The sequence below is a fragment of the Acinetobacter gerneri DSM 14967 = CIP 107464 = MTCC 9824 genome, assembly GCF_000368565.1.
Taxonomy (GTDB): Bacteria; Pseudomonadota; Gammaproteobacteria; order Pseudomonadales; family Moraxellaceae; genus Acinetobacter; species Acinetobacter gerneri.
In genome coordinates, this window is the sequence record NZ_KB849545.1 from 408,064 (window position 1) to 430,612 (window position 22,549).

The following is a 22,549-nucleotide window of genomic DNA, read 5'->3' on the forward strand; positions in this document are numbered from 1 at the left end:
ACTTAACTGATGCTTTAAATAGCTAGACCTGTATCACGCTGAAATTCAGTCAACCCCACTTTATTTCAGTTTTCAAGATATTTAATCTGCTTTATTTTGCTGCTGATCCGCTTCATTTACAGTACTTTGATCATCTTTTTTTACATCGGATGTTGATTGCTTAAACTGATTCATTTTTGCAGTATTGATCGCATCTTCACGCATTTTTATCGCATGTTCTTGGCGTTGTATCTTATTTTCAGAACTTTGATTTTTGGCTATTTCAAAAAAATTAATCCTTTCATCTGCAACAGAATCAGTCTGAGCATTATTCAACATTAAGGACTGTGGTTTTTGTAAATGATTGGTTTCTGCAAAAGTAGATGTGACAGTCAAAAGTCCACCAGTCATCAGGATTACATACAGAATCTTATTCATTTCTCATACCTATTTTTTAAATTTTTTTAACCTTAAGCCCTGTAGTGTAGGCAATTTATCTGTATAAGCAGCTGATCTTCACTTTTTTCTACAAAATCACTACCTGAGCCTTACCTTTTATTTTCAGATACAAAAAAACGCTCCGAAGAGCGCTTTTAAAAATTTATGCCGTATAACTCATTAAAAAAGCTTTTGGAAAAATGCAATAATTTGAGACATATAAGGACGAATAAAGATCAAGAAGAAAATACCCAGCATCAATACCCATTTCAAAATATAGTACAGCGTACGATTTGATGCTTTTAAGGCTTTTGCCTTGAGACGAATTTGATAAACATAACCAAAAGCTTTGTTTAAACCACCCGTTTTATCTCCAGCTTCATTTGGAGAACTTGCAGCAGTCATGACATTTTTACCGAACCAATGGTTAAATTTCTCCATGATTCTACTTTTTAATGGACGCTCGACATCGGCAAAGAAAATAATACGGTTTTGATCTGTTTTATTTTCTGCATAGTGGATATAAGTTTCATCAAAAACAACACTTTGACCATCACGCCATGAGTATCTTTGGCCATCTACATCAATAAAACAACGGTCATCATTTGGAGTCATCAAACCTAAATGATAACGTAGCGAACCCGCATAAGGGTCACGGTGACGGACCAAACGGCTATCAGGTGCAAGCTCGGTAAACATTGCCGCTTTAATCGTCGGTAAAGTCTTTAAAAGCGCAGTTGTTTTTGGGCAAAGCTCTGCCGCAGAAGGATGAGCTGAATCATACCATTTCAAATAAAAACGCTTCCAACCTGTTTTAAAGAATGAGTTAAAACCCAAATCATCATAGGTGCTAGATGCTTTGATTCCGCCTTGGGCATAAAGCGCTTCAGCTTCTTCTTTAATCATTTCCCAGTTTTCATCCAGTACTTTGAGATCGGCAAAATATTTAGTGTCAATATAAGGCTGATTCGGTACTTTTGAAAAAATGTACATCAGGAAATTTACAGGGGCCAAAATCGTTGAATGATCAAAGAATTGACGATAAAACGAATGGCGCACTTTACCGCGATTTTGGATATACAATGCTGAAATCACAAAAATCGCTAATATGATCCATTTAATCATACAGCTACTCACATTTGAGAAAACTTAAAACAAGTCTTCGAGTTCGAGAGAATTCAAATAATTTTACTGTATAGATAATAGCAAATTCACAAGAAAAGTTCAGGAAATTAGGTTTACTGATGATTTCATTTAAAAAAGGAAAATCTCGCTATGAGATTTTCCTTTTTTTGTTTCAATCAAATAATTCAAAACATCGTCTATGACATTACTCGTGTTTCGTCCAATCTAAATCTTGAAAGCTATAAATCGCTTTTGCTGCATCCTCGTTATACATATCACATCCAGTCTGCAATCCAGCCAAACTCAATTTCAAACTACGCACTTTATCTGCACCAAGATCTGGATTTTTCAGTCTTTCTTCAAGCTGTTTTATCGCAATAGTATTGGTATATTCAATCGCACTATTATATTCAGCCTTATAGGTCTTGTTTTGGTATTGGACCGCAGGAGTGTTGACATAAGTGACGCCAAGCGCTGTTTCATAAACAACAGTCCAAGGCACATCCTGCCACGTTCCCGAAGTATAACGATACTGCACTGCTGGCTCGATATTGATCGAATCAATCAAGGCTTTGTTGGCTTGATCAAAATCACTAAAAGGATATAGAGCGCCATCTTTTTTGATGAGGTCAGTATCTAAGCCAGTAAAAGAAAAATATTCCTGATCATTTTTCCGAGAAATCAAACGGAAGCAAGCACTACCTTGTGGAAAAATAGTTTTACCATGCTGATCTAAAAACTTTTGCCCATTAGTTTTCACATATTTACTGTCAAAGCCCAAGCTTCGGTATCCTGGCAATACGGTATCGAAGATATTTTTACCCGTTAGATCGACTTGCTCATATTTAATATGCGATTTCACATCGCCAATAATATGTGAAGTCCAATCTGTCAAAGAGTTAACATCAATCACTCGGTTCGCAATATCTGTCGGCTTATATAGTTTTGATTCAGTTAAAATAAAAGTCCCTAAAGGTAAATTATTTGATAACTGGTTAGAGATTTTATTGTCTGCCGATACTTTGCTATAACCAATATCAATCTTATCCGCTGTCGTTGTCGGATTATATTGAATATGCCAGTAACGCAATGAATTATCTGGTTGAGCTGTGCTGCCCCCTCCACCACCACCGCCACAAGCAGTCAGTAAAATTGAAGCAATCGAAAGGCTCAGTCCTGTTAAAATTTTCTTATTCATTATCCTAAATCACATTTATTGACATTTTTGTCCTGAGCAACATTCTATACATTTTTTATTCACAATTAAAAGATTGCTCACATTTTTAAGCAATTTTATTGACCTATTGACCATATTGCCCCTTTAAAGCTTGCTTTTAGCCTTGATTTAATCGCTAAAAAAATGATAGCAAACCATTTTTAATTTTATTTAAAAATGTTTAAAAATAAATACTTAAGTAAAAATCATTTATTTCCATCAATCATAAAACTTGATCGTTGAAAAATTTGCAACAAAAAAATTGATGACCCTTGCGTCACGGCTTGATACAACTTGTTAGGTTCTTTTTAGATATAGTTATCGTAAGATTAGCGAAGCATAAAAATGTGTAGGACTAACGCACATTCGCTTCAAAACATCAACTTATGAAGTCCTCCAAAAAAAGGAGATCAGGGCATGATCCACGCTGGCAATGCCATTACCGTCCAAATGCTTTCGGACGGAATCGCAGAATTCCGCTTTGACTTACAAGGTGAGTCTGTCAATAAATTTAACCGTGAAACACTTGAAGACTTTAAAGCGGCGATTGCTGCTGTTAAAGCGGATAGTTCTGTTAAAGGGTTAATCGTTACTTCTGCTAAGTCTACTTTTATCGTAGGTGCGGATATCACAGAATTTGGTGATAACTTTGCGCAAGGTGAAAAAGCGATTGTTGAATGGGCTGGTCCTGTTCATGACATCTTCAATAGTTTTGAAGATTTAGAGATTCCGAAAGTTGCTGCGATCAATGGTATTGCATTGGGCGGCGGTTTTGAAATGTGCTTGGTTTGTGACTATCGTGTAATGTCAGAAAAAGCACAAGTAGGCCTACCAGAAGTTAAACTGGGTATCATTCCAGGCTTCGGTGGTACTGTGCGTTTAAGCCGTGTCATCGGTATCGACAATGCAATCGAATGGATCGCAACTTCAGCATCTAAACGCCCTGCTGCTGCACTTAAAGATGGTGCTGTTGACGCAGTTGTTGCTGCTGATAAATTACAAGATGCTGCAATTGACCTTGTGAAACAAGCAATTTCAGGTCGTTTGGACTGGAAAGCAAAACGTCAAGAAAAACTTGATCCAGTTAAATTAGACACATTAGAACAAATGATGGCGTTTAATTCGGCGAAAGGTGTGGTTCTTGCAAAAGCAAATCCTGCTCAATATCCAGCACCAAAATTACTTCTTGATTCATTGCAAGCATCTGCAACTGAATCACGTGACGCAGCGATGAAAGCAGAAGCCCAAGCATTTGCAAAAGCTGCTGTAACACCTCAAGCAGGTGCGTTGATTGGTCTATTTATCAATGACCAAGTTGTGAAAAAAGCATCTAAATCACATGAAAAAGGTGCTCATCCTGTAAACCAAGCTGCCGTTCTCGGTGCGGGTATCATGGGTGGCGGTATTGCTTACCAAGCGGCAAGCAAAGGTACACCGATTATCATGAAAGACATCGGCAATCCACAACTTGCTCTTGGTATGTCTGAAGCAAATGGCTTGTTGACTAAACAAGTTGAGCGCGGTCGTCTTAAACCAGCGCAAATGGGTGAAACACTTGCGCGTATCCGTCCATCTTTAAGTTATGAAGAATTTAAAGAAGTTGATATCGTAATCGAAGCAGTGACTGAAAACCCTAAAGTTAAAGAAATCGTACTTGCTGAAACTGAAAAGCATGTGCATGAAAATACGATTTTGGCTTCAAACACATCTACGATTTCTATCACTCGCTTGGCTAAAGCATTGCAACGTCCTGAAAACTTTGTCGGGATGCACTTCTTTAACCCAGTACACATGATGCCACTTGTAGAAGTGATTCGTGGTGAAAAGACTTCTGAAGAAGCAATCGCAACAACTGTTGTTTTAGCTCAAAAAATGGGTAAAACACCAATCGTTGTCAATGACTGCCCAGGTTTCTTGGTTAACCGCGTATTGTTCCCTTACTTTGGTGCATTTGATCTTCTTCTTAAAGACGGTGCTGATTTCCAACAAATCGACAAAGTGATGGAAAAATTCGGCTGGCCTATGGGTCCTGCTTACCTTATGGACGTTGTTGGTATTGACACTGGCGTACATGGTGCAGAAGTAATGGCTGAAGGCTTCCCAGATCGTATGAAACCTGACTATAAAGGTTCTGTACAATCAATGTATGAAGCAAACCGTCTTGGTCAAAAGAACGATGTAGGTTTCTATAAATACGTTCTAGATAAAAAAGGTAAGAAAGCAAAAACTGTTGACCCAACAGCATATGAAGTGATCGCTGCGGGTGTTACAGGTGAAAAACGTGAATTTGATGCTCAAGAAATCATTGATCGTATGATGCTTGCTTTCTGTAACGAAACTGTTCGTTGCCTAGAAGACAAAATCGTTGCGACTCCATCTGAAGCAGATATGGCAATGATCATGGGTGTAGGTTTCCCTCCATTCCGTGGCGGTCCATGCCGTTATATCGACCAAACTGGTGTAGCTGAATATGTTGCGCTTTGCAACAAATATGCTCACTTAGGTAAAGCATACGAAGCGCCACAAATGTTGCAAGACATGGCTGCTAATAACAAAAAATTCTACGGTTAAGGAGCAACGTGAATGGCTACTTTAAATCCACGCGACGTTGTGATTGTTGATGGCGTTCGTTCTGCCATGGGCAAATCTAAAAACGGTATGTTCCGCAATGTTCGTGCTGACAGTTTGTCTGCTGAGTTGGTTCGTGCTTTAGTTGCTCGTAACCAATTTGATGTAAATGAAGTTGAAGACGTAATCTGGGGTTGTGTAAACCAAACGCTAGAACAAGGCATGAACATTGGCCGTAACATTGTATTGTTGGCTGATTTACCAAAAACTGTTGCAGGTCAAACTGTAAACCGTCTTTGTGGTTCTTCTATGCAGTCGATCCATACTGCTGCGGCTCAAATTGCAACAAACCAAGGTGATGTATTCATCATCGGTGGTGTTGAACACATGGGTCACGTAGGGATGATGCACGGCATCGACTTAAACCCAGAAGCATCAAAACACTATGCAAAAGCATCTAACATGATGGGCTTAACTGCTGAAATGTTAGGTCGTATGAATGGCATTACTCGTGAAGAACAAGATGCGTTTGGTGTTGAATCTCACCGTCGTGCTTGGGCTGCAACACAAGAAGGTCGTTTCAAAAACGAAATCGTTGGTGTTGAAGGTCATGATGCAAATGGCTTCAAAATCCTTTGTGATATCGATGAAGTGATTCGTCCAGATGCAAACTTAGAAGCATTCCAAGCATTGCGTCCTGTATTTGACCCTAAAGGCGGTACAGTAACAGCAGCAACATCTTCTGCGTTATCTGACGGTGCTTCTGCAATGTTACTTATGTCTGCTGAACGTGCTCAGTCACTTGGTTTAAAACCACGTGCGGTGATTCGTTCTATGGCAGTTGCAGGTTGTGATGCTGCGATCATGGGTTATGGTCCTGTACCAGCGACTCAAAAAGCACTTAAACGTGCGGGTCTGTCTATCGCTGACATCCAAACTGTTGAGCTAAACGAAGCATTTGCTGCACAAGGTTTATCAGTTCTCAAAGGCTTAGGTCTTTATGACAAACAAAACATCGTGAACTTAAACGGTGGTGCAATTGCACTTGGTCACCCACTTGGCTGTTCTGGTGCACGTATCACAACAACATTGTTGAACGTGATGGAACAACAAGATACACAAATCGGTCTTGCGACAATGTGTATCGGTTTAGGTCAAGGTATCGCAACGATTATCGAACGTGTTTAATCGATAAATTGAAAAAATCCCCGCTATATGCGGGGATTTCTTATATAAATTAAATAATTAAAATATTGATAGGAATGATAAAAAGTGAAAACTAAAGTTATATTTTCAAGCCTATTGTGTTTAATGATGGCACAAAACCTCTTCGCTGAACTTCCTCAGCGTAATAATCTGTCTCCACAACTTAAAGCTAGCCTTTCTGATAAAATTCTCAGTAAAGATGAAATAATGCAAGGTGCTGATCGAAGCCAAAATATATACTTTACCTGTCTTTCGGAGACGTCTGAATCTATTAAGAAACAATTCCCTAATGCAAATAAAGACATGCTCATTAATATCACCAACGCAACATGTGAAAATCCAGAAGATTTATTTAATGTTTATAATATTTTACTTGCATCTTCAAGTATGAATAAGCCAATGTCAGAGAAACAAGCTAGTGTTTTTATCGAGAATGCCTACAAAAAAAATGGTCGTGAAAAAACCAATGAAGCAGTTAGAGCTAAAGTTTTAAAAGACTTAAGGATTATTGAGTGACGAAAGTAACTGATCATCTTATCATCTACACAGATATAACATGATCTACCAAGCTTCTACTGACAATCTGAACAGTTTTAGATTGTCAGTGATATTTTATTTTTGCCTAACACTTATAAAATTCGATCATGTATAAAAATCATGCTATATATTAGGGTCTATTGACATTTCACAACTGAATTGCGTTGTTGGCTAAAATTGAAATGTCAATAAACCTTAAGCTTAGCAGATAAATACAATTCAAAATGTCTAGAAAAAATACCTCTTCTAATCGAATGATTGAACTTAAAACCTATCCTACCCACCCAATAATGGTGGGGCTATTTATTGTATTCATCCTGATGATTTGGTTGACGGCTTATTATTTTATCTACGACACCAGTCTGTATTATTTTTATCAATTCACCTCATATTTTGCCGTTTTACTCAATTTAATTTTTTTATTTGCTTTATTTTTTCTATTAATCAAACTTTTTGACAGAATTTATAAGCAACTATTTTCTACTGAAATCTCGTTTCAAATAACGCCCGAAGCGATCAATATGAGTTGTCCTGCATCCAAACTATTCAAGCCACAACAATTTAAATGGGATGAAATCGCAAGTATCCGCTTATTGGAATACAATCAATCCTATCCCTATCTTCAGATTGAATTATTACAGAAAAATACTACCTATCAGCTGACTTTCCGTACATTGTTTGAATTTAAAAACAATCAACAAAAACAGCAAATCGACCAACTTTGGTCAATGATCAAAAAACAATCTCCTAAGGCATTAAAGTTCGCTGTGGATACTGTAGGAAAAGACAAGCAAATTTATAGCCTTTCAAGTGATGTAGCAGTCAACCAGCGTTATCAAGATAGCCAAATTAAACGTCAATTTAAACTCATCTTTGCCGCTTTGCTTGCCATAATCGTTGTGATCTGCTTAATCCTTTATATCTCAAAAAGACAAGACGGAATATCACTCGACAACAAAGAGCAGCCGATTGATGGGACTAATTTTAGAAGCGCTCAAGATCAGATCTATATCTGGAAACAAGGTCGAGGACATTTTCTTATACCAGATGCAACAACAGAAAATTTTATCGGTCTAAGCCTAGATCATTTGCCAGATCGTGCACCTGAACTTTATAGTAATGTCGGGAAAACCTCGCAACATGTGTACTGGCAAGATCATATTTTAGAAAAATTAAATCCACAAACCACACAATATCTCGGCAATGACTATAGCAAAGATTCACGAAGTGTTTATTATCAGGATAAACAAATATCGAATGCTGATGCCAAAACATTCTCTGCGATTTTGCATCCAAAATTTAATGCTCTCGTCTATTTTTATGCAAAAGATCAAAAGCAGGTTTATTATCAAAATATCGCTTTAAACAACCTAAATCCTGCTCAAGCACAAGCTTTTCTAAACAGTAGAGACTATGTGCACGATCAAAAGAATGTGTTTTATCAGCAATATCAGCTTAAAAATCTCAATGCGCAAAACACGCAAATCTATGTTGGGGCAAACCGATTTAGTGATGGTTTAAACTTGGCTAGCGATGGTCACTATTTTTATCTTAATCAAAATCCACTGCCCGAAGTGGCTTATGGAAAATACTTTGGCTCACATGCTATTGACCCTACGCAGCTTAAAATCGTAGCTACACAAAGCAGTGAGCCCTACCCCGGCTTTTATCATTTTATCTTTGCAGATCGACATCGTATTTATATTTACGATGAGTTTTATCAAAGGTTGGTGCAACTTTATGACTTCTCACCCAACGTCATAGAGGTGACTCAAGATCATCAATTCCAAGTCAATGCCGTGCCTTATACTTTTCAATCCAAACTGATTCGTACCAGTAGTCAACGCAGTGGAACTCAGACACATGGTTTTGTGATCAAACTGATCAATGAAAATGATCAATCGGAAATTGCAGATTACTTTGCTCGTATAGCGACAAGTTTTAGTCCTAAAAGAATTTTTACTTCAACTCAAAACTAGAACAAGAGGTTTATGTGTTTGAATATTGGATGATTCAATTAGAATAAGACAAGGCGAAAATCGTCAAAAAGACCCTATTTGTTTTGTTTCCAATTTGGTCCTAAGATCTGTTGTAAGCGACTGCTATCCATATCAATATTGAGCTTCAACGTCCCATTTCGTAGCGCATCAGCATTACCGCGATTAATCCCTAAAGGTTCCAACATATTAAACAAACCATTACTCGGATCTGAAGATTTCAATCCTGCAGCAATCGCTAAAACATATTGTTGTAAGGCAGGTGATAAATTACTCATATCAGGAGTTGCGGCTGGAGGCTGAAAATCGATCACTTTGATATTGTCATTAACGACATAATTTTGTATATCACGTTCTGATTTATTGACATGATGCTGCAAAGCCTTACGTACCTTTGAATCTTCTTGATAAGGCACTATACCGACTTCCTCATCGCGCATTTCAGACTCAGCCATAGCTTGAATCGATGGCAATAAAACTGGCTCTTCAGCCTGAACGGTATGGAGAGCGAAACTTGAAAATATGATTAATATTTTTGAAACTTGAGTAAATTTCATCGCCTTAACCCATCAATTGTTTTGATCAATAGTAAAAATCTTTGCTAAAAAACAAAAAATACTGCTATTAAAATATAATAATTTGCATATTTTTTCAGCAATACTCAGATAAATGGTTCATTTATTGTTTTATATTTCCAATAATATTGATCACATGCAGTTCCCTTTCCTTTTTAAAGAATGAGTAACATATTCCACAATAAGGTGACCCTCATCCTAACCTTCTCCCGAAGTGAGAAGGGACCATCCGATATCAATTTTCAAAATAATAAATGATTGTGTATTTTAGATTTATGAAAGAGATCTAATAAACCGCAATACGGTTCTCATCGGTCTACGAAAAAGTTTTTGAGAGATTATTTATGATTATCCTCGATTTTTGGGGTTTCACTTTGAGCTACATTTGCACTATTTGCATCATCATCGCTTGTCACTGCTTCGGCATTTTGGATTTTCTTTTCTTCAATTTTGGCATCTTGTTTCAAGACAGATTGATATAGAGCATTAAATTTTTTTACCTGAGCATCTTCATAAAACAAGATTTGCTGATCTTTGACCTGCCATTTATACTTTTTCAACATGTCCAACATATCATCCGCTTTATGAATAATCTGCAATTCATTTGCAAAAAGTGAATCTTCCTTAATCACTTGCTGATTGTTTTTCAATTTTTCTAACAACGCTTGTTTCTTGTCCTCGCTCATTTGCAAAGTTGCAGCTTTTGCCAGTGCCTGTTTTTTATTTTGTTCATTTTCTTTTTGGTAAACATCCATAGCTTTATGAACATTTTCAAGGATTTGATCGCTTTCTTTAAAACCATTGGCTTTATCTTTTTCTAGACGCTGCACATTTAAAAACTGATCCCAATGATTTTGTTTCAAGGTCCGTAAATAGGTATTTCGAGTTTCGATATTGTTTGACCAGACCTGCAAAAGAAACTCTGAAAGTACCTTATAATCACCATGCAAACGTCGATCATGGATATCAAATTGCAATGGTTTAGACCAATCTTGAGCTTGATCATATAAGTCTTGCATTTTTTCAGTCATGACCACATCAAACATTTTTTTATTATGTTCTTCGTTATTTCGCATCGAATATTGATAGAAAAATACTGCAGCAATGATCAGTATGATGAGGCTTAAAATCCAAATGAGACGTTTCATATCGCACCTCAAGTCTATTTTTTAGACAATTATTTTTTTAGAATACCTATTATTTCAGCATTTTTGAATAGAAAAATGATATCTGAATCAACAACTCAAAGGCTATATTTTCAATATGCTTGAAATTTAGTCGATAAATACGATTAAATACCAATAACTTTTTATTTAAATATAACAATGACAGCCAATTCAAAAATCAGTCAACAATACAATTTTATCTCTGCCGCGCTTGCATTTGTCCTTTGGGGCGGATGGTCATTTTTTATCAATACACAGCATGGCTCGCTCAATCACGGCATTATTTCTGGATTAACCCAAGGCATTTGTAGTTTTATCATCACATTATTGATCACTTTTTTAATTGAAAAATTATTTAATTTTTTTCATCAAAAAACATTAAAACTTGTGCTGCCACCGATCCTGACCATCTTAATCACAGGTAGCTTTTTAGTTATCGTGCATCATCTGATTGGGACACCTGCGATTTTATATACCTTAAGCCCTGTTTTGACTGTGGCGTTTTTATTTGCAGCATTTACCAATTTCAAACTTTATCAAAAGTTTAATCAAGCTAATCTAACTAAATGAAAAATTGATCTTTTATAAAATACAACCTGAGAAAAAATATGCAAAATGAAGAAAATTTAGAATCAAGACGTCCCTTAAAAGTACGGGGCAATCAGCTTGCCAAAAATTTTGCGAAATGGTTAAGTGAAAAATCGATTACGCCAAATCAGATCTCTATTTTAAGTATCTTTTTCGCGCTTTGCTCTGCGGCTTGTTTTGTCTTTTCAGTAATACAAATCGACTATCGACCGCTCTGGATGATCTTGGCTGCCCTTTTTATACAAGCCAGATTATTGTGCAATTTGTTTGATGGTATGGTGGCGATTGAGGGTGGAAAATCGACTGCTTCAGGTGAGTTATTTAATGATATTCCTGACCGTATTTCCGATCCGCTGATCATTATCGCTGCGGGTTATTCGATATTATGTGTGACATGGGGCGACAGCTTAGGTTGGCTAGCAGCACTACTTGCAGTACTCACCGCCTATGTACGAACACTTGCTGTGGCGATTGGTGCACCATCAAATTTCACAGGTCCGATGGCAAAACAACAGCGCATGGCTTTACTGACCGTGAGTTGTGTATTGGTAGCGATCGAGCAGTATTTTTGGCAGCATGACTATGTGATGCTCATTGCATTAATCATCATGAATCTCGGCTGTATCTGGACCTTGATCCGACGTAGTACTATGGCATATCAATACTTAGAGAAAACTCATTCTTCATAAAATATATTTATTTTCAATCATATAAAATAAAATTATTTTCAAAAATGGACATATTTTTAAATCAAAAACTTTGAAAATATGTCCTCGCTATAATGTGCTATTACAATAACTGACAAATTTTGGCTTTAAATCTTTGGCTTCACCCCCATCTTTATACAATCAAGAGAAATGAGAAAAGTCATGCGTGTAGATATTTGGTCCGATGTAGTATGTCCATTTTGCTATATTGGTAAAAAACGATTAGAAAATGTGGCAAAAGAAGCAGGTATAGAGCTTGAAGTGATTTGGCACAGTTTTGAACTTGATCCAGATGCACCTGCAAAACATGACACGTCAAACACTGAGCGTTTAGCTAAAAAATACGGGCGTACCATCGAACAAACCCAAGAAATGGAACGTAATATCGCAGCCGCTGCTCTCAGCGAAGGCATTCAATTTAATTGGGAAAAAGCCAATTCTGGAAATACTTTTAATGCACATCGTATTATCCATCTAGCACAAAGCAAAGGTTTGGGCACTGAGGCTGAAGAAGCTTTTTTCCATGCTTATATGACTGAAGGCTTGGCGATCGGCGAACGTGAAACCGTTGAGGAAATCGCCTCACGTATCGGTTTGGATAATGCTGAAGTTGAATATGTTTTAGACTCTGAAGAATTCGCTGATTTTGTACGTCATGATGAAAAATTGGCTCATGAACAACTCAATGTCACTGGAGTACCTTTCTTTGTTTTTGATCAACGCTTGGCTTTATCAGGCGCACAGCCTCGTGAAGTATTTTTACAAGCTTTACAACAAGCGATTTCTACTCAAGCACAAGGTGAAATTGAGCAAGAAAATGGCGCTGTTTGTAATGATGAATCATGTGAAGTGCCAAATAAATAACGGGCATTCAGCAGGTCAAACCCACTTTTGTGACTGCAAAAGTGGGTTTGAATCATCAAAATATGCTGTTCATAGCAACTCTATTTTGAAATACCATTTCCCGCGCATAATATTTATAAGTATCGTATTTATAAACAACGTATTTACAATTAAATAAGCTTTATTGCACATTGATCACTGAAATAAAACTTTTAGAATTTCGACTATTTCGTGCAGTCAGCTGCTCAATTGTGATCTGATTTTCAGCTTGTTGTTGAGCCTCTAAAATCACCTCGTGATGAACCGACTTCGAGCATACAGGATCAGTATTTTCAGCCTTTCCAGTCAGCATAAATGCCTGACAACGACATCCACCATAATCCTTTTCTTTCTCGTCACAGCTTTGACAAGGTTCTGGCATCCAAGCATCCCCCCGAAAATAATTGAAGCCTGTGGACTGATACCAAATCTGCTGCAAAGTCTGTTTTTGCACATAAGGAAACTGGATTGGAAGTTGTCTTGCGGCATGGCAAGGAAGCGCCATTCCATCTGGTGCAATCGTCAAAAAGACTTTCCCCCAACCATCCATACATGGTTTTGGACGCGTTTCATAATAATCTGGCACCACAAAAATCAATTTACATGCTGAATTTTCTTGTTGTAATTTATCTCGATACTGCTGGGTTATTTCTTCTGCCAAGCGAAGTTGATCTTGGGTGGGCAATAAACCTTGCCGATTTAATTTAGCCCAACCATAAAACTGACAAACCGCCAGCTCTACACTATCCGCTCCCAAAGCAATACTCAGTTCAATCATTTCAGCAATTTGTTCGATATTATGTCGATGAATCACAAAGTTGAGTACCATCGAATAATCGTATTTTTTGACCAGTTTTGCCATTTCAAGTTTATGTTGAAATGCATGTTTAGAACCTGCCAATGCATCATTCACGACGGGGTCACTTGCCTGAAAACTGATCTGAATATGGTCCAATCCAGCATGTTTAAAGCGAGCGATTTTATCTTCTGTCAGCCCGATTCCTGAAGTGATTAAATTGGTATAGAAGCCCAACTGATGTGCATGTTCGATCAATACATCCAGATCTTGGCGGACCAAAGGCTCACCACCAGAAAAACCCAGTTGTGCGGCTCCCATTGCCCTTGCCTGCTCAAAAACATTGCACCACTGTTCAGTTGAAAGTTCATGTTTAATCTGGGCATATTCCAAAGGATTGGAACAATAAGGACATTGTAGAGGACAGCGGTAAGTCAGCTCAGCCAACAACCAAAGTGGCAGTCCTACAGCACTCATACAAAGTCGATCCAATGCTGTTGTTGCGCAACCTGCATAAAATCATCGACATCAACCGCCAACTCAGCAGCATCAGGATATTTCTGTATTAACTGGAAAATAATTTGATCCGTTGTCATTTTCCCATCAATGAATCGACCAATTTCACTGGCACTTTCATTGAGCTGAATCATACCCTCGGGATATAAAATGACGTATTTATTCTGTGCTGGTTCAAACTGAAAACGATATCCAGCACGCCATTTCACGATCTTTTCACGTTTATATTCACTCATTTAAATAACCCTCGATGCCAAACTGCTTGATCCGTTACAGTAAAATATGGTTGTTCTTTATGTACATAAGCCATTGATAATGCATCCAATAAACTCCAAAGCACATCCAATTTAAACTGTAAAATTTCCAGCATTCTCTGCTGGTCTTGGTAACTTTGATAATGATCTAAAGTAATATTTAAACCATGTTCGACATCACGGCGGGCTTGAGATAAACGTGAACGAAAATAGTCATAGCCCTGTTCATCAATCCAAGGATAATGCGTGGGCCAACTATCCAAACGAGATTGGTGAATTTCAGGTGCGAACAATTCTGTCAGTGAACTACTTGCAGCTTCTTGCCAAACGGCTCGACGTGCAAAATTGACATAAGCATCGACTGCAAAACGGACACCCGGTAGTACCCATTTTTGTTCGACCACTTCTGATCGGGTCAAGCCAACGGCTTCAGCGAGCCTAAGCCAAGCTTCGCCCCCTCCTGTTTCAGCACCTTCACCATCCTGATCCAACATACGTTGCATCCACTCACGGCGTACTGCAGCATCAGGACAATTGGCTAAAATCGCGGCATCTTTCAAGGGAATATTCACTTGATAATAATAACGGTTGGCGACCCAAGCCTGAATCTGTTCTTGATTGGCTTGACCCGCATGCATCATCTTATGGTAAGGATGATAAATATGATAAAACCGACCTTTATCTAAAATGGCTTGTTTAAACTCAGCTCTGGACAGGGCTTGTGGCATAGATTGACCTCTTTTTTATAATTGAAAATGCATTCCATCAAATGCCATCTCTACGTCGTGCTGTGCTAATGATTGATACTCGGGAGAATCTTCATTTAAAATTGGGTTGGTATTATTAATATGAATCAGTATCTTACGTGGTTTATCTAAGCGATCTAAAATAGACAACATGCCATTTTCCCCACTCAAGTGTAAATGCCCCATTTCCTGACCCGTTTTGGTTCCCACACCTTTTTCAGCCATTTCATTGTCCGTCCACAAAGTTCCATCCACCAAAACGGCATCTGCTTTTTGCATAACTACAAATAATTCTGGGCTAATTTGTCCCACACCTGGCGCATAAAAAAGTGATTTTTCAGTCTGATGGTCGATGATCAGCAATGCTAAATTATCTCCATCTTGTGGGTTATTTCGATGAGGTGAATAAGGCGGTGCTGCACTACGAATCACAAAGGGAATGAACTCTAGATCTTTAAACTTTTCAATCCGAAAAGCCTGTGATGGTTTGATTTGATTCCAATTCAGTCCACCATTCCAGTGCTGCAACATCTTAAATAACGGAAATCCTGTGCTTAAATCTTCATGCACCATATCTGTACACCAGACTTGTAATGGACATCCTTCACGTAAGCTTAACAATCCAGTTGCGTGGTCAATCTGGCTATCCATCAAAATAATATCTTGGATCGCTGTATCTCGAATCTGTCTTGCTGGTTGCGCTTGTTTGAATTGGCTCAGTTGTACACGAATATCGGGTGATGCATTGAGTAATACCCAGTCAATACCATCATTTGATACCGCGATCGAAGACTGTGTTCTCGCTTGAGCATTGATCTGATTATTTCTAAAACCTAAACAATTTTGACAATTACAATTCCACTGAGGAAAACCACCACCTGCAGCAGATCCCAATATATGTATATACATAAAGACTAAAACCCCCAAAATAATAAAAGCCCTAGTCAATCTAGAGCTTTTAGAAAATATTAACGATTATGGAAATACATGGTCACTTCAAAACCGATTCTTAAATCTGTATAAGCAGGTTTTACCCACATTTTTATTGCTCCTAAAATGAGTATTGGTGTATTGAATATAAAGAGCTAAAATGAAAGAGAGTGTTGATGATTTGAAAAAGTAATGTAATTTAATGTAATGAACATTTAGTTTTTATGCGTCAAACTTTAAACAAATACTTATAAATGAAAGGCTAAATCTCATATTGTTATAAAAAGCCTTATTTATTGTTTTAAATTAGTATTGGACGTACCTTCTCTCTTTGGAGAAGGATTGTTTGATCTAAAAATCGAACGATTTAAAAATAATCTGCTGCGCTAAAAGTTCAACATCATATATTTTTCTTTTGGCAATCATCGGGAAGGGTTCAATTGCCCGTACATTTTCAATCTTCCACGCATAGTACCCTGCTGCCCAGTATGAAGCACACGCGATTTCAATCTCATTTTCCTGCCAAGCATGCACAGAAACAAAGTCTACCAATGCCACTGCATAGCCAAGTTCTTGATCATTTTCTTGTAATAAGTAGTTTTTATTTTCAATAATCATGACATTTTTTAGTGGTAGCTGTTCTGGCTTCCATTTCCGAATTTCGAGCTTTTTCAATCCTTTTGCAATATTTTCACCATGTGGAGCGACGATTGAGAGGGCTGGATAAGTCACCAAGTTATCCACAAATTCGGTCATTTTTTATCATCCTTTAGCTTTGGTATTTTTTTATATTTTATACAAAATAAAACATTTAAAAATAAAATATTAAAAATTATAGAGTTATTTGGTGTTTTTATCACATAAAAAATCTATGTCATTTTTCTTAAAACAAAACGTAACTTGCATGCAACTTAGCTTTCCTATGGTTTTGGCTCCTCTACTACCGATAGCAATCATGGAACATGCTATGCAACATTTTAAAAATCGGAAATTTTTTATATTGAGTTTCATCTTTTCAATGAGTTTAGGGCTCACTGCTTGTAATGATAGCAACGATGATACATCTAGCTCTAAGCCTAGCCCTGCAAAACTTAACTGCGCGCCTTAATTTGAGAGAATAAAAATGCCAAATATTAAAATGAATCGTCGTCATTTTTTACAAGGTCTTACTGGGGTTGGGGCGCTTGCAGCATTTCCAGCATCAATCCAAAAAGCATTGGCTATTGATGCTTACAACAAAACTGGCACCATTCAAGATGTCAAACATGTGGTGATGTTGATGCTTGAAAACCGTTCTTTTGATAGTTATTACGGTACTCGTAAAGGCTACCGAGGTTTTGGTGACAGGTTTACGATTCCATTACCTAATGATCGCAATGTCTGGCAACAATTAAATAGTAAAGGTAAACAAATTCTACCGTACGAACTCGACAGTGAAAAAGGCAATGCTCAACGTCTAAAAAGCACTCCACACACTTGGATTGACTCACATCAAGCTTGGGACGGTGGTCGCATGGATAGTTGGCCAAAAATTAAAAAAGATCACTCTATGTCTTATTTTCCACATAAAGAACTCAGCTTTCAGCATGCATTAGCAGAAGCTTTTACTTTATGTGATAACAACCACTGTGCGATGCATACAGGAACTCATTCTAATCGCCTGTTTTACTACACGGGATCCAATGGGACAAAACCTGCTGGCGTTAATATGCTCAATAATGAATTGAGTGACTTAGGTTCATCGAGTATTGGTCTGACTTGGACGACCTATGCAGAACGTTTAGAAGCTGCTGGAGTAAAATGGCGTGTTTATCAAAATATGCCTGATAACTTTGGTTGCAATCAGCTCATTTCATTTCGTCAATTTCGTGCCGCCAATGAAAAAGCGCCGCTAGAACGTCGTGCAAGTAGTGATAGTAATGTCGTCAGCCCTGCCTATGATCCTGCTATAGATGATCTCAACAACCCATTATTTAAAGGCGTTGCAAACACCCTACCCAACAATGGCTTGTTTGATACTTTAAAACAGGACGTGATCAACAATACCCTGCCTGAAGTTTCTTGGGTTGTTCCTACTGCACTTTATTCAGAACATCCATCTCCATCCACTCCTGTTCAAGGGGGCTGGTATGTTCAAGAATTGTTGGATGCATTAACTGCAAATCCTGAGGTTTGGAGCAAGACCGTACTGATTATTAACTATGATGAAAATGATGGCTATTTTGATCATTTAGCACCTCCAACAGCACCTTATCGTGATGAAAAAGGTCAGGTGTATGGCAAAAGTACGATTAATGATGCGGAGATGTCATTTGAATATTGTAATTATCCATTCCCAGAAGGTACAACAAAACAACCTGGAGACAAGTTCAGAAAACGTGAAGATGGGATTGCTTATGGTGATGGCCAGCCATTTGGACCTGGTATGCGTGTCCCGATGTATATCATTTCACCGTGGAGTCGCGGTGGTTGGGTAAACTCACAAACATTTGACCATACTTCTGTGATTCAATTTTTAGAAAAACGTTTTAATGTGAAAGAACCTAATATCAGTACTTTCCGGCGTGCAGTATGTGGAGACTTGACCTCTGCTTTTGATTTTAAAAATCCGAATGATCTTGCTATGCCTACACTTGATGGACGAAAAACCCAAGAACAGGTAGACCAAATTGCAAAGGCTCAGGATAAACTTGCACAAATTCCAGTTCCTGAAAATCAACAACTTCCTGTTCAAGAAACGGGTATCCGACAATCTCGTGCTTTGCCTTATATTTTACACACCAGTGCAGTTGCAAATACGGCGAACGTACAGCTCAAATTTGCCAATGCTGGGGCTCAAGGTGCTGTGTTTCATGTTTATGATAAATTGAATTTACAACAATATCCTAAGCGCTACGTTGTAGAAACGAACAAAGAACTTGATGATATTTGGACAATAAACAATAACCAATATGATCTATGGGTGCTCAGCCACAATGGCTTTCACAGACATTTTAAGGGCAATATGACCGAGATCAGTAAAGCCAATGTCTTGCCTGAAATCCAAGTCTGCTATGACAATGAAAATGGTGATGTATACCTCAAATTGCACAATACAGGTTCGGTAGCATGTACTTTGACGATCAAAGACAAAGCCTATTTTAAACTTGCAGAAAAAACCGTAACTGTGAAACCAAATACTGAAGAGTTGATTCCATTCATCCTTAAAGATTCAGGACAATGGTATGACTACGAAGTGAGCTGCAAAGAAGCACCAAGTTTCTATCGTCGATTTGCTGGACGTGTTGAAAATGGTCAAGACTCGGTCAGTGATCCAGCTTTCGGTTACTTACTCGGTTAGTCATATTTCCTTTGACGTATTTTTAAAATAATCAAACACGATCGACTGATGTATAACTACATCAGTCATCATCAACCATGCGGTCACAGCTTTGATCACTATGCACATAACAGTTTTTCTTGATATTAAAATTTAGCACTTCCTTCGAGCCATTTTTCGGTAATTTACGCCAATCAACATTCCCCCGCTTTCTATACAGCACCTCGATAGGATATAAGTTACTTGCCTGTGGATCAGCAATCAGTTTATAGCTGATATCATAAGCACCAAACTCTGGATCTTGTTCTTCATGTGCCCCTGCATTACTTGATGCAAAGCCAAATGGATATTGTTGAATCCAGCCATTTTCATTTAAAACAATCAAATATTCCCACTCTGAAGCTTCACCCGTGGAGGTATAGCCCCCACCATAGGTAAAGCCCATTTGATTTTTCCCTACACGTTTAATTTTGGAAAAATCCTGCGCTTCCAAATGCGACTCTCCCCAACTCCCCGAAATATCCATTTCCGGATAACTTTGACTTAAAAGTTGATATGTACCATTTTCTAACTTTTTAAATAAATACATTTCCACGACAGGGCGTGATGGATGCCCTCTGTTAATTTCACCGTCTTCCTGGTCAAAAATCTGAATCCAAACAATAAAGCGCTGTTCTCCTTGTAAATTTTGATAACGTTGTACAGGCATATAAACAGCATATCTCTGATTGCCATGTCCATCATCTAGTCCAACGGCTTGAGCCTCATCCAATGACTTCATTTTCAAATAACGGATATCTTTTTGGTAAAACTTCATAAAAAAAGTTTTAAAATTCAAATCATTTAAAATGACTGCTGATGTTGGCGCTTCGACTGAAACTGTAGCTGCAAAACTGGGTTGCGTAGTCAATATACCGAGTGAGCTGAGGATCAGTAATGTTTGAATCAACGGTTTTATTTTCATCTTTTCGATTCTCTTAGATTTGTTTCATGTGATGTTGTTCTAGCTGAATAATTCACTCTAAATTTGCTTTTAAATTGAGTAGATTGAATAAGTAACACATATAATTTTCAAACTAAAATAGATATTTTTAGTTTAACTTATAAAACTTTATCTATGAAAATATTACATTTTTTAAAATACTATCCACCTAAATAACCACTGTTTTACTGAATATAACTGTAACTTTACAGCACAAGTACAGCATTTTTGCAAAATTGTCCTAGCATAGATTTTGAGATAACAATTGAGGCTATATTCATGATCAATGCAGATGTTCAACATCCAGAGCAAAGTTCAAATGGGGTAGAAGCAAAACAATCTCGTTTTTCTCCTACAGTCAAAGGAGCCATCATTGGCGCAGTTGCTGGTAGTATTTTACCTGTCTTTGGGACATTTAGTGGGGCACTCATCGGCGGTGTTGCAGGTAAGATTTATCAAAAAAAATGTAGTTCATGCAAATCGGCTACATCCTAAGTCTGAGCAAAAAACCTAAACTTTAATCAAAAAAATCTGCTTTTATGTGAAATGAAGCAGATTTTTTTTATTTATTTTTTATTATTATTAAATTTAATCGGATTTAAGCTTTGTCATCATTTAAAAATTAGCTAAGATAAAAATGACGGAAAAATATTCTCATTGATTTATTTATAGAATTCATAGATTCAACATCAAAAAACCTAATTTTAAAAGATAAGATATGAAATTTGAGCTAAACCCGACGCTACGTCATTTTAAAACTTCATTTTTATTCATCTGCCTCGTAACAGCAGGACAGAGTTACGCCGCAACCGAAGGCAATGCTGATCAATCAATACTTTTAAACAACCCTCAAGCACCATCGCCTGATACTTATTACACGACACATCCTATTCCAACACCTGATCCCGCAACAACACAACAACAAAGCTGGTTAGATTTTATTCCCAATCTCATTGATTCTACACCTACTTTTCTACCACCTGAGTCCAATAATCCAATCGTTCCAAGCACCGCTGAAACGGAAAACTCGACATGGACCGACCAACAACAACAAGGGGTTCGAAATTGGGTAGATCGTACCGCCAATAAGATTGATAGTTGGTTCGGTACACCTGATCCAAACAAGCCTGCTGAAGCGACTTTGCGGATTTTACTTGATAATTATTATGATGAGCATAATGGCTATGAAATCAAGCCGCGTATTCGCGGTAAAATCAAATTGCCAACCTTGCAACGTAAAATCAGTGTGGTCTTCGGTGATGACTCATTAGATAACGAACTCAAAGATAATGTTGCGATTTCAAATGAAAATCCAAGTAGTCAAACAGACAAATCCTTTGACCGTAAACGTACCCGAGATGACAACAGCTCTATCGCATTAAGATGGTCTGAGCTCTCTAAAAAATTACCTTTTGATGTTGATGCTGATCTCGGTATCCGTTCTGGTGATGATATCTATCTGCGTTTAAAAGCATCAAAAGATTGGACGCTAAATAATGATTTCTATGCTCACGCAGAACAGATTTATCGTTATGGGATTGATAGTAAAAATTATTGGCGTACGAACTTAGAATTGTCCCACATGCGTCCAAATCAGGCGATGCTTTCCAATCAGTTCTATCTCACCATTTCTGACCGACAAGAAGATGATTTTACTTGGGATAACCGTTTTTTTAGACAACATCAATTTTTCCAAGGTAATCGTTTCAACTATGGTCTTTATACCGGCGGTTATGACAATGGTTCAAACTTACGCTTAAACAGTTGGGGACCATTTGTATCTTGGAGACAACCTGTTTGGCGTGAATGGTTCTTTGTACAAGGTGACTTAAACTATTTCAATGATGACCGCTTAGATCGTGATCATTATTTTAGTACAGTGCTTCGTTTAGAAGCCCTTTTCTAATCAGTATTTATATGTTGATGTCTAAGTTATTGAAAATAATATGGCCCTTATTTAGATGAAATTTCTCTGTGGATTTAATCTAATTTAAGTTATTTCGCAGTACCATATGCATAAAT

22 protein-coding genes are annotated in these 22,549 nt (G+C 37.6%); 10 read left to right on the forward strand and 12 right to left on the reverse strand.

What is annotated here, in order from left to right; genetic code table 11:
* Positions 1-81 precede the first annotated feature (81 nt).
* The 3 genes from F960_RS17005 to F960_RS17015 form a co-directional block, all read right to left on the reverse strand.
* Positions 82-417 (reverse strand): hypothetical protein, encoded by a 336-nt coding sequence (locus F960_RS17005; protein WP_004867961.1) that lies wholly within the window; start codon positions 415-417, stop codon positions 82-84.
* A 180-nt stretch (positions 418-597) separates the two neighbouring features.
* Entirely contained in the window at positions 598-1,542 is a 945-nt protein-coding gene (lpxO, locus tag F960_RS17010; protein ID WP_004867965.1) for a lipid A hydroxylase LpxO, read from the reverse strand.
* A gap of 205 nt (positions 1,543-1,747) precedes the next feature.
* Positions 1,748-2,740: a hypothetical protein gene (locus F960_RS17015; protein WP_004867967.1), complete on the reverse strand. Its 993-nt coding sequence runs from the start codon at positions 2,738-2,740 to the stop codon at positions 1,748-1,750.
* A 435-nt stretch (positions 2,741-3,175) separates the two neighbouring features.
* Here F960_RS17015 and fadB point away from each other — a divergent pair, with 435 nt between their 5' ends.
* The 4 genes from fadB to F960_RS17035 all read left to right on the forward strand — a co-directional run bounded on the left by fadB (position 3,176) and on the right by F960_RS17035 (position 9,048).
* Positions 3,176-5,329: a fatty acid oxidation complex subunit alpha FadB gene (fadB, locus tag F960_RS17020; RefSeq protein ID WP_004867970.1), complete on the forward strand. Its 2,154-nt coding sequence runs from the start codon at positions 3,176-3,178 to the stop codon at positions 5,327-5,329.
* Between the two features lie 12 nt (positions 5,330-5,341).
* Positions 5,342-6,514: an acetyl-CoA C-acyltransferase FadA gene (gene fadA, locus F960_RS17025; RefSeq protein WP_004867974.1), complete on the forward strand. Its 1,173-nt coding sequence runs from the start codon at positions 5,342-5,344 to the stop codon at positions 6,512-6,514.
* A gap of 84 nt (positions 6,515-6,598) precedes the next feature.
* On the forward strand, positions 6,599-7,048 hold the full coding sequence (locus F960_RS17030) for a hypothetical protein (protein ID WP_004867978.1): 450 nt from the start codon (positions 6,599-6,601) through the stop codon (positions 7,046-7,048).
* A gap of 542 nt (positions 7,049-7,590) precedes the next feature.
* Positions 7,591-9,048: a DKNYY domain-containing protein gene (locus F960_RS17035; protein WP_169333019.1), complete on the forward strand. Its 1,458-nt coding sequence runs from the start codon at positions 7,591-7,593 to the stop codon at positions 9,046-9,048.
* Between the two features lie 74 nt (positions 9,049-9,122).
* On the opposite strand, the gene F960_RS17040 is transcribed toward F960_RS17035, so the two are convergent.
* Both F960_RS17040 and F960_RS17045 read right to left on the reverse strand, forming a co-directional pair.
* Positions 9,123-9,623, reverse strand: coding sequence for a hypothetical protein (locus F960_RS17040; RefSeq protein WP_004867986.1), 501 nt, complete (start codon positions 9,621-9,623; stop codon positions 9,123-9,125).
* Positions 9,624-9,979: 356 nt separating this feature from the next.
* On the reverse strand, positions 9,980-10,789 hold the full coding sequence (locus tag F960_RS17045; protein WP_004867987.1) for a hypothetical protein: 810 nt from the start codon (positions 10,787-10,789) through the stop codon (positions 9,980-9,982).
* 177 nt (positions 10,790-10,966) lie between these two features.
* Between F960_RS17045 and F960_RS17050 the strand changes: the two genes are divergently transcribed.
* From F960_RS17050 to F960_RS17060, 3 genes are all read left to right on the forward strand, one after another.
* Positions 10,967-11,377 (forward strand): hypothetical protein, encoded by a 411-nt coding sequence (locus F960_RS17050; protein WP_004867988.1) that lies wholly within the window; start codon positions 10,967-10,969, stop codon positions 11,375-11,377.
* Positions 11,378-11,415: 38 nt separating this feature from the next.
* Positions 11,416-12,084, forward strand: coding sequence for a CDP-alcohol phosphatidyltransferase family protein (locus F960_RS17055; RefSeq protein ID WP_004867991.1), 669 nt, complete (start codon positions 11,416-11,418; stop codon positions 12,082-12,084).
* A gap of 180 nt (positions 12,085-12,264) precedes the next feature.
* Entirely contained in the window at positions 12,265-12,966 is a 702-nt protein-coding gene (locus F960_RS17060; RefSeq protein ID WP_004867992.1) for a DsbA family oxidoreductase, read from the forward strand.
* Between the two features lie 160 nt (positions 12,967-13,126).
* Here the strand turns inward: F960_RS17060 and pqqE are convergent, their stop codons facing one another.
* From pqqE to F960_RS17085, 6 genes are all read right to left on the reverse strand, one after another.
* Positions 13,127-14,257: a pyrroloquinoline quinone biosynthesis protein PqqE gene (gene pqqE / locus F960_RS17065; protein ID WP_004867993.1), complete on the reverse strand. Its 1,131-nt coding sequence runs from the start codon at positions 14,255-14,257 to the stop codon at positions 13,127-13,129.
* Entirely contained in the window at positions 14,254-14,532 is a 279-nt protein-coding gene (gene pqqD / locus F960_RS17070; protein WP_004867994.1) for a pyrroloquinoline quinone biosynthesis peptide chaperone PqqD, read from the reverse strand. The genes pqqE and pqqD overlap by 4 nt, the downstream gene beginning before the upstream one ends.
* The gene (gene pqqC / locus F960_RS17075; RefSeq protein WP_004867995.1) at positions 14,529-15,278 is read right to left on the reverse strand and encodes a pyrroloquinoline-quinone synthase PqqC; all 750 of its coding nucleotides are present in this window, start codon (positions 15,276-15,278) and stop codon (positions 14,529-14,531) included. Before pqqC ends, pqqD begins: the two co-directional genes overlap by 4 nt.
* 15 nt (positions 15,279-15,293) lie before the next feature.
* Positions 15,294-16,205 (reverse strand): pyrroloquinoline quinone biosynthesis protein PqqB, encoded by a 912-nt coding sequence (gene pqqB, locus F960_RS17080; protein WP_020846511.1) that lies wholly within the window; start codon positions 16,203-16,205, stop codon positions 15,294-15,296.
* A 59-nt stretch (positions 16,206-16,264) separates the two neighbouring features.
* The gene (gene pqqA, locus F960_RS21940) at positions 16,265-16,336 is read right to left on the reverse strand and encodes a pyrroloquinoline quinone precursor peptide PqqA (protein WP_081401800.1); all 72 of its coding nucleotides are present in this window, start codon (positions 16,334-16,336) and stop codon (positions 16,265-16,267) included.
* A gap of 241 nt (positions 16,337-16,577) precedes the next feature.
* On the reverse strand, positions 16,578-16,982 hold the full coding sequence (locus F960_RS17085; protein ID WP_004868000.1) for an ASCH domain-containing protein: 405 nt from the start codon (positions 16,980-16,982) through the stop codon (positions 16,578-16,580).
* A gap of 382 nt (positions 16,983-17,364) precedes the next feature.
* Here F960_RS17085 and F960_RS17090 point away from each other — a divergent pair, with 382 nt between their 5' ends.
* Positions 17,365-19,566 (forward strand): phosphocholine-specific phospholipase C, encoded by a 2,202-nt coding sequence (locus F960_RS17090; protein ID WP_035372930.1) that lies wholly within the window; start codon positions 17,365-17,367, stop codon positions 19,564-19,566.
* 61 nt (positions 19,567-19,627) lie between these two features.
* Here the strand turns inward: F960_RS17090 and F960_RS17095 are convergent, their stop codons facing one another.
* Positions 19,628-20,509, reverse strand: coding sequence for a hypothetical protein (locus F960_RS17095; protein WP_004868005.1), 882 nt, complete (start codon positions 20,507-20,509; stop codon positions 19,628-19,630).
* A gap of 297 nt (positions 20,510-20,806) precedes the next feature.
* Here F960_RS17095 and F960_RS17100 point away from each other — a divergent pair, with 297 nt between their 5' ends.
* Positions 20,807-21,022: a hypothetical protein gene (locus F960_RS17100; RefSeq protein WP_004868007.1), complete on the forward strand. Its 216-nt coding sequence runs from the start codon at positions 20,807-20,809 to the stop codon at positions 21,020-21,022.
* Positions 21,023-21,245: 223 nt separating this feature from the next.
* Positions 21,246-22,433 carry a hypothetical protein gene (locus tag F960_RS17105; RefSeq protein WP_004868009.1) on the forward strand — a complete coding sequence of 396 codons (1,188 nt, stop codon included), beginning with the start codon at positions 21,246-21,248 and terminating at the stop codon, positions 22,431-22,433.
* Positions 22,434-22,549 lie beyond the last annotated feature (116 nt).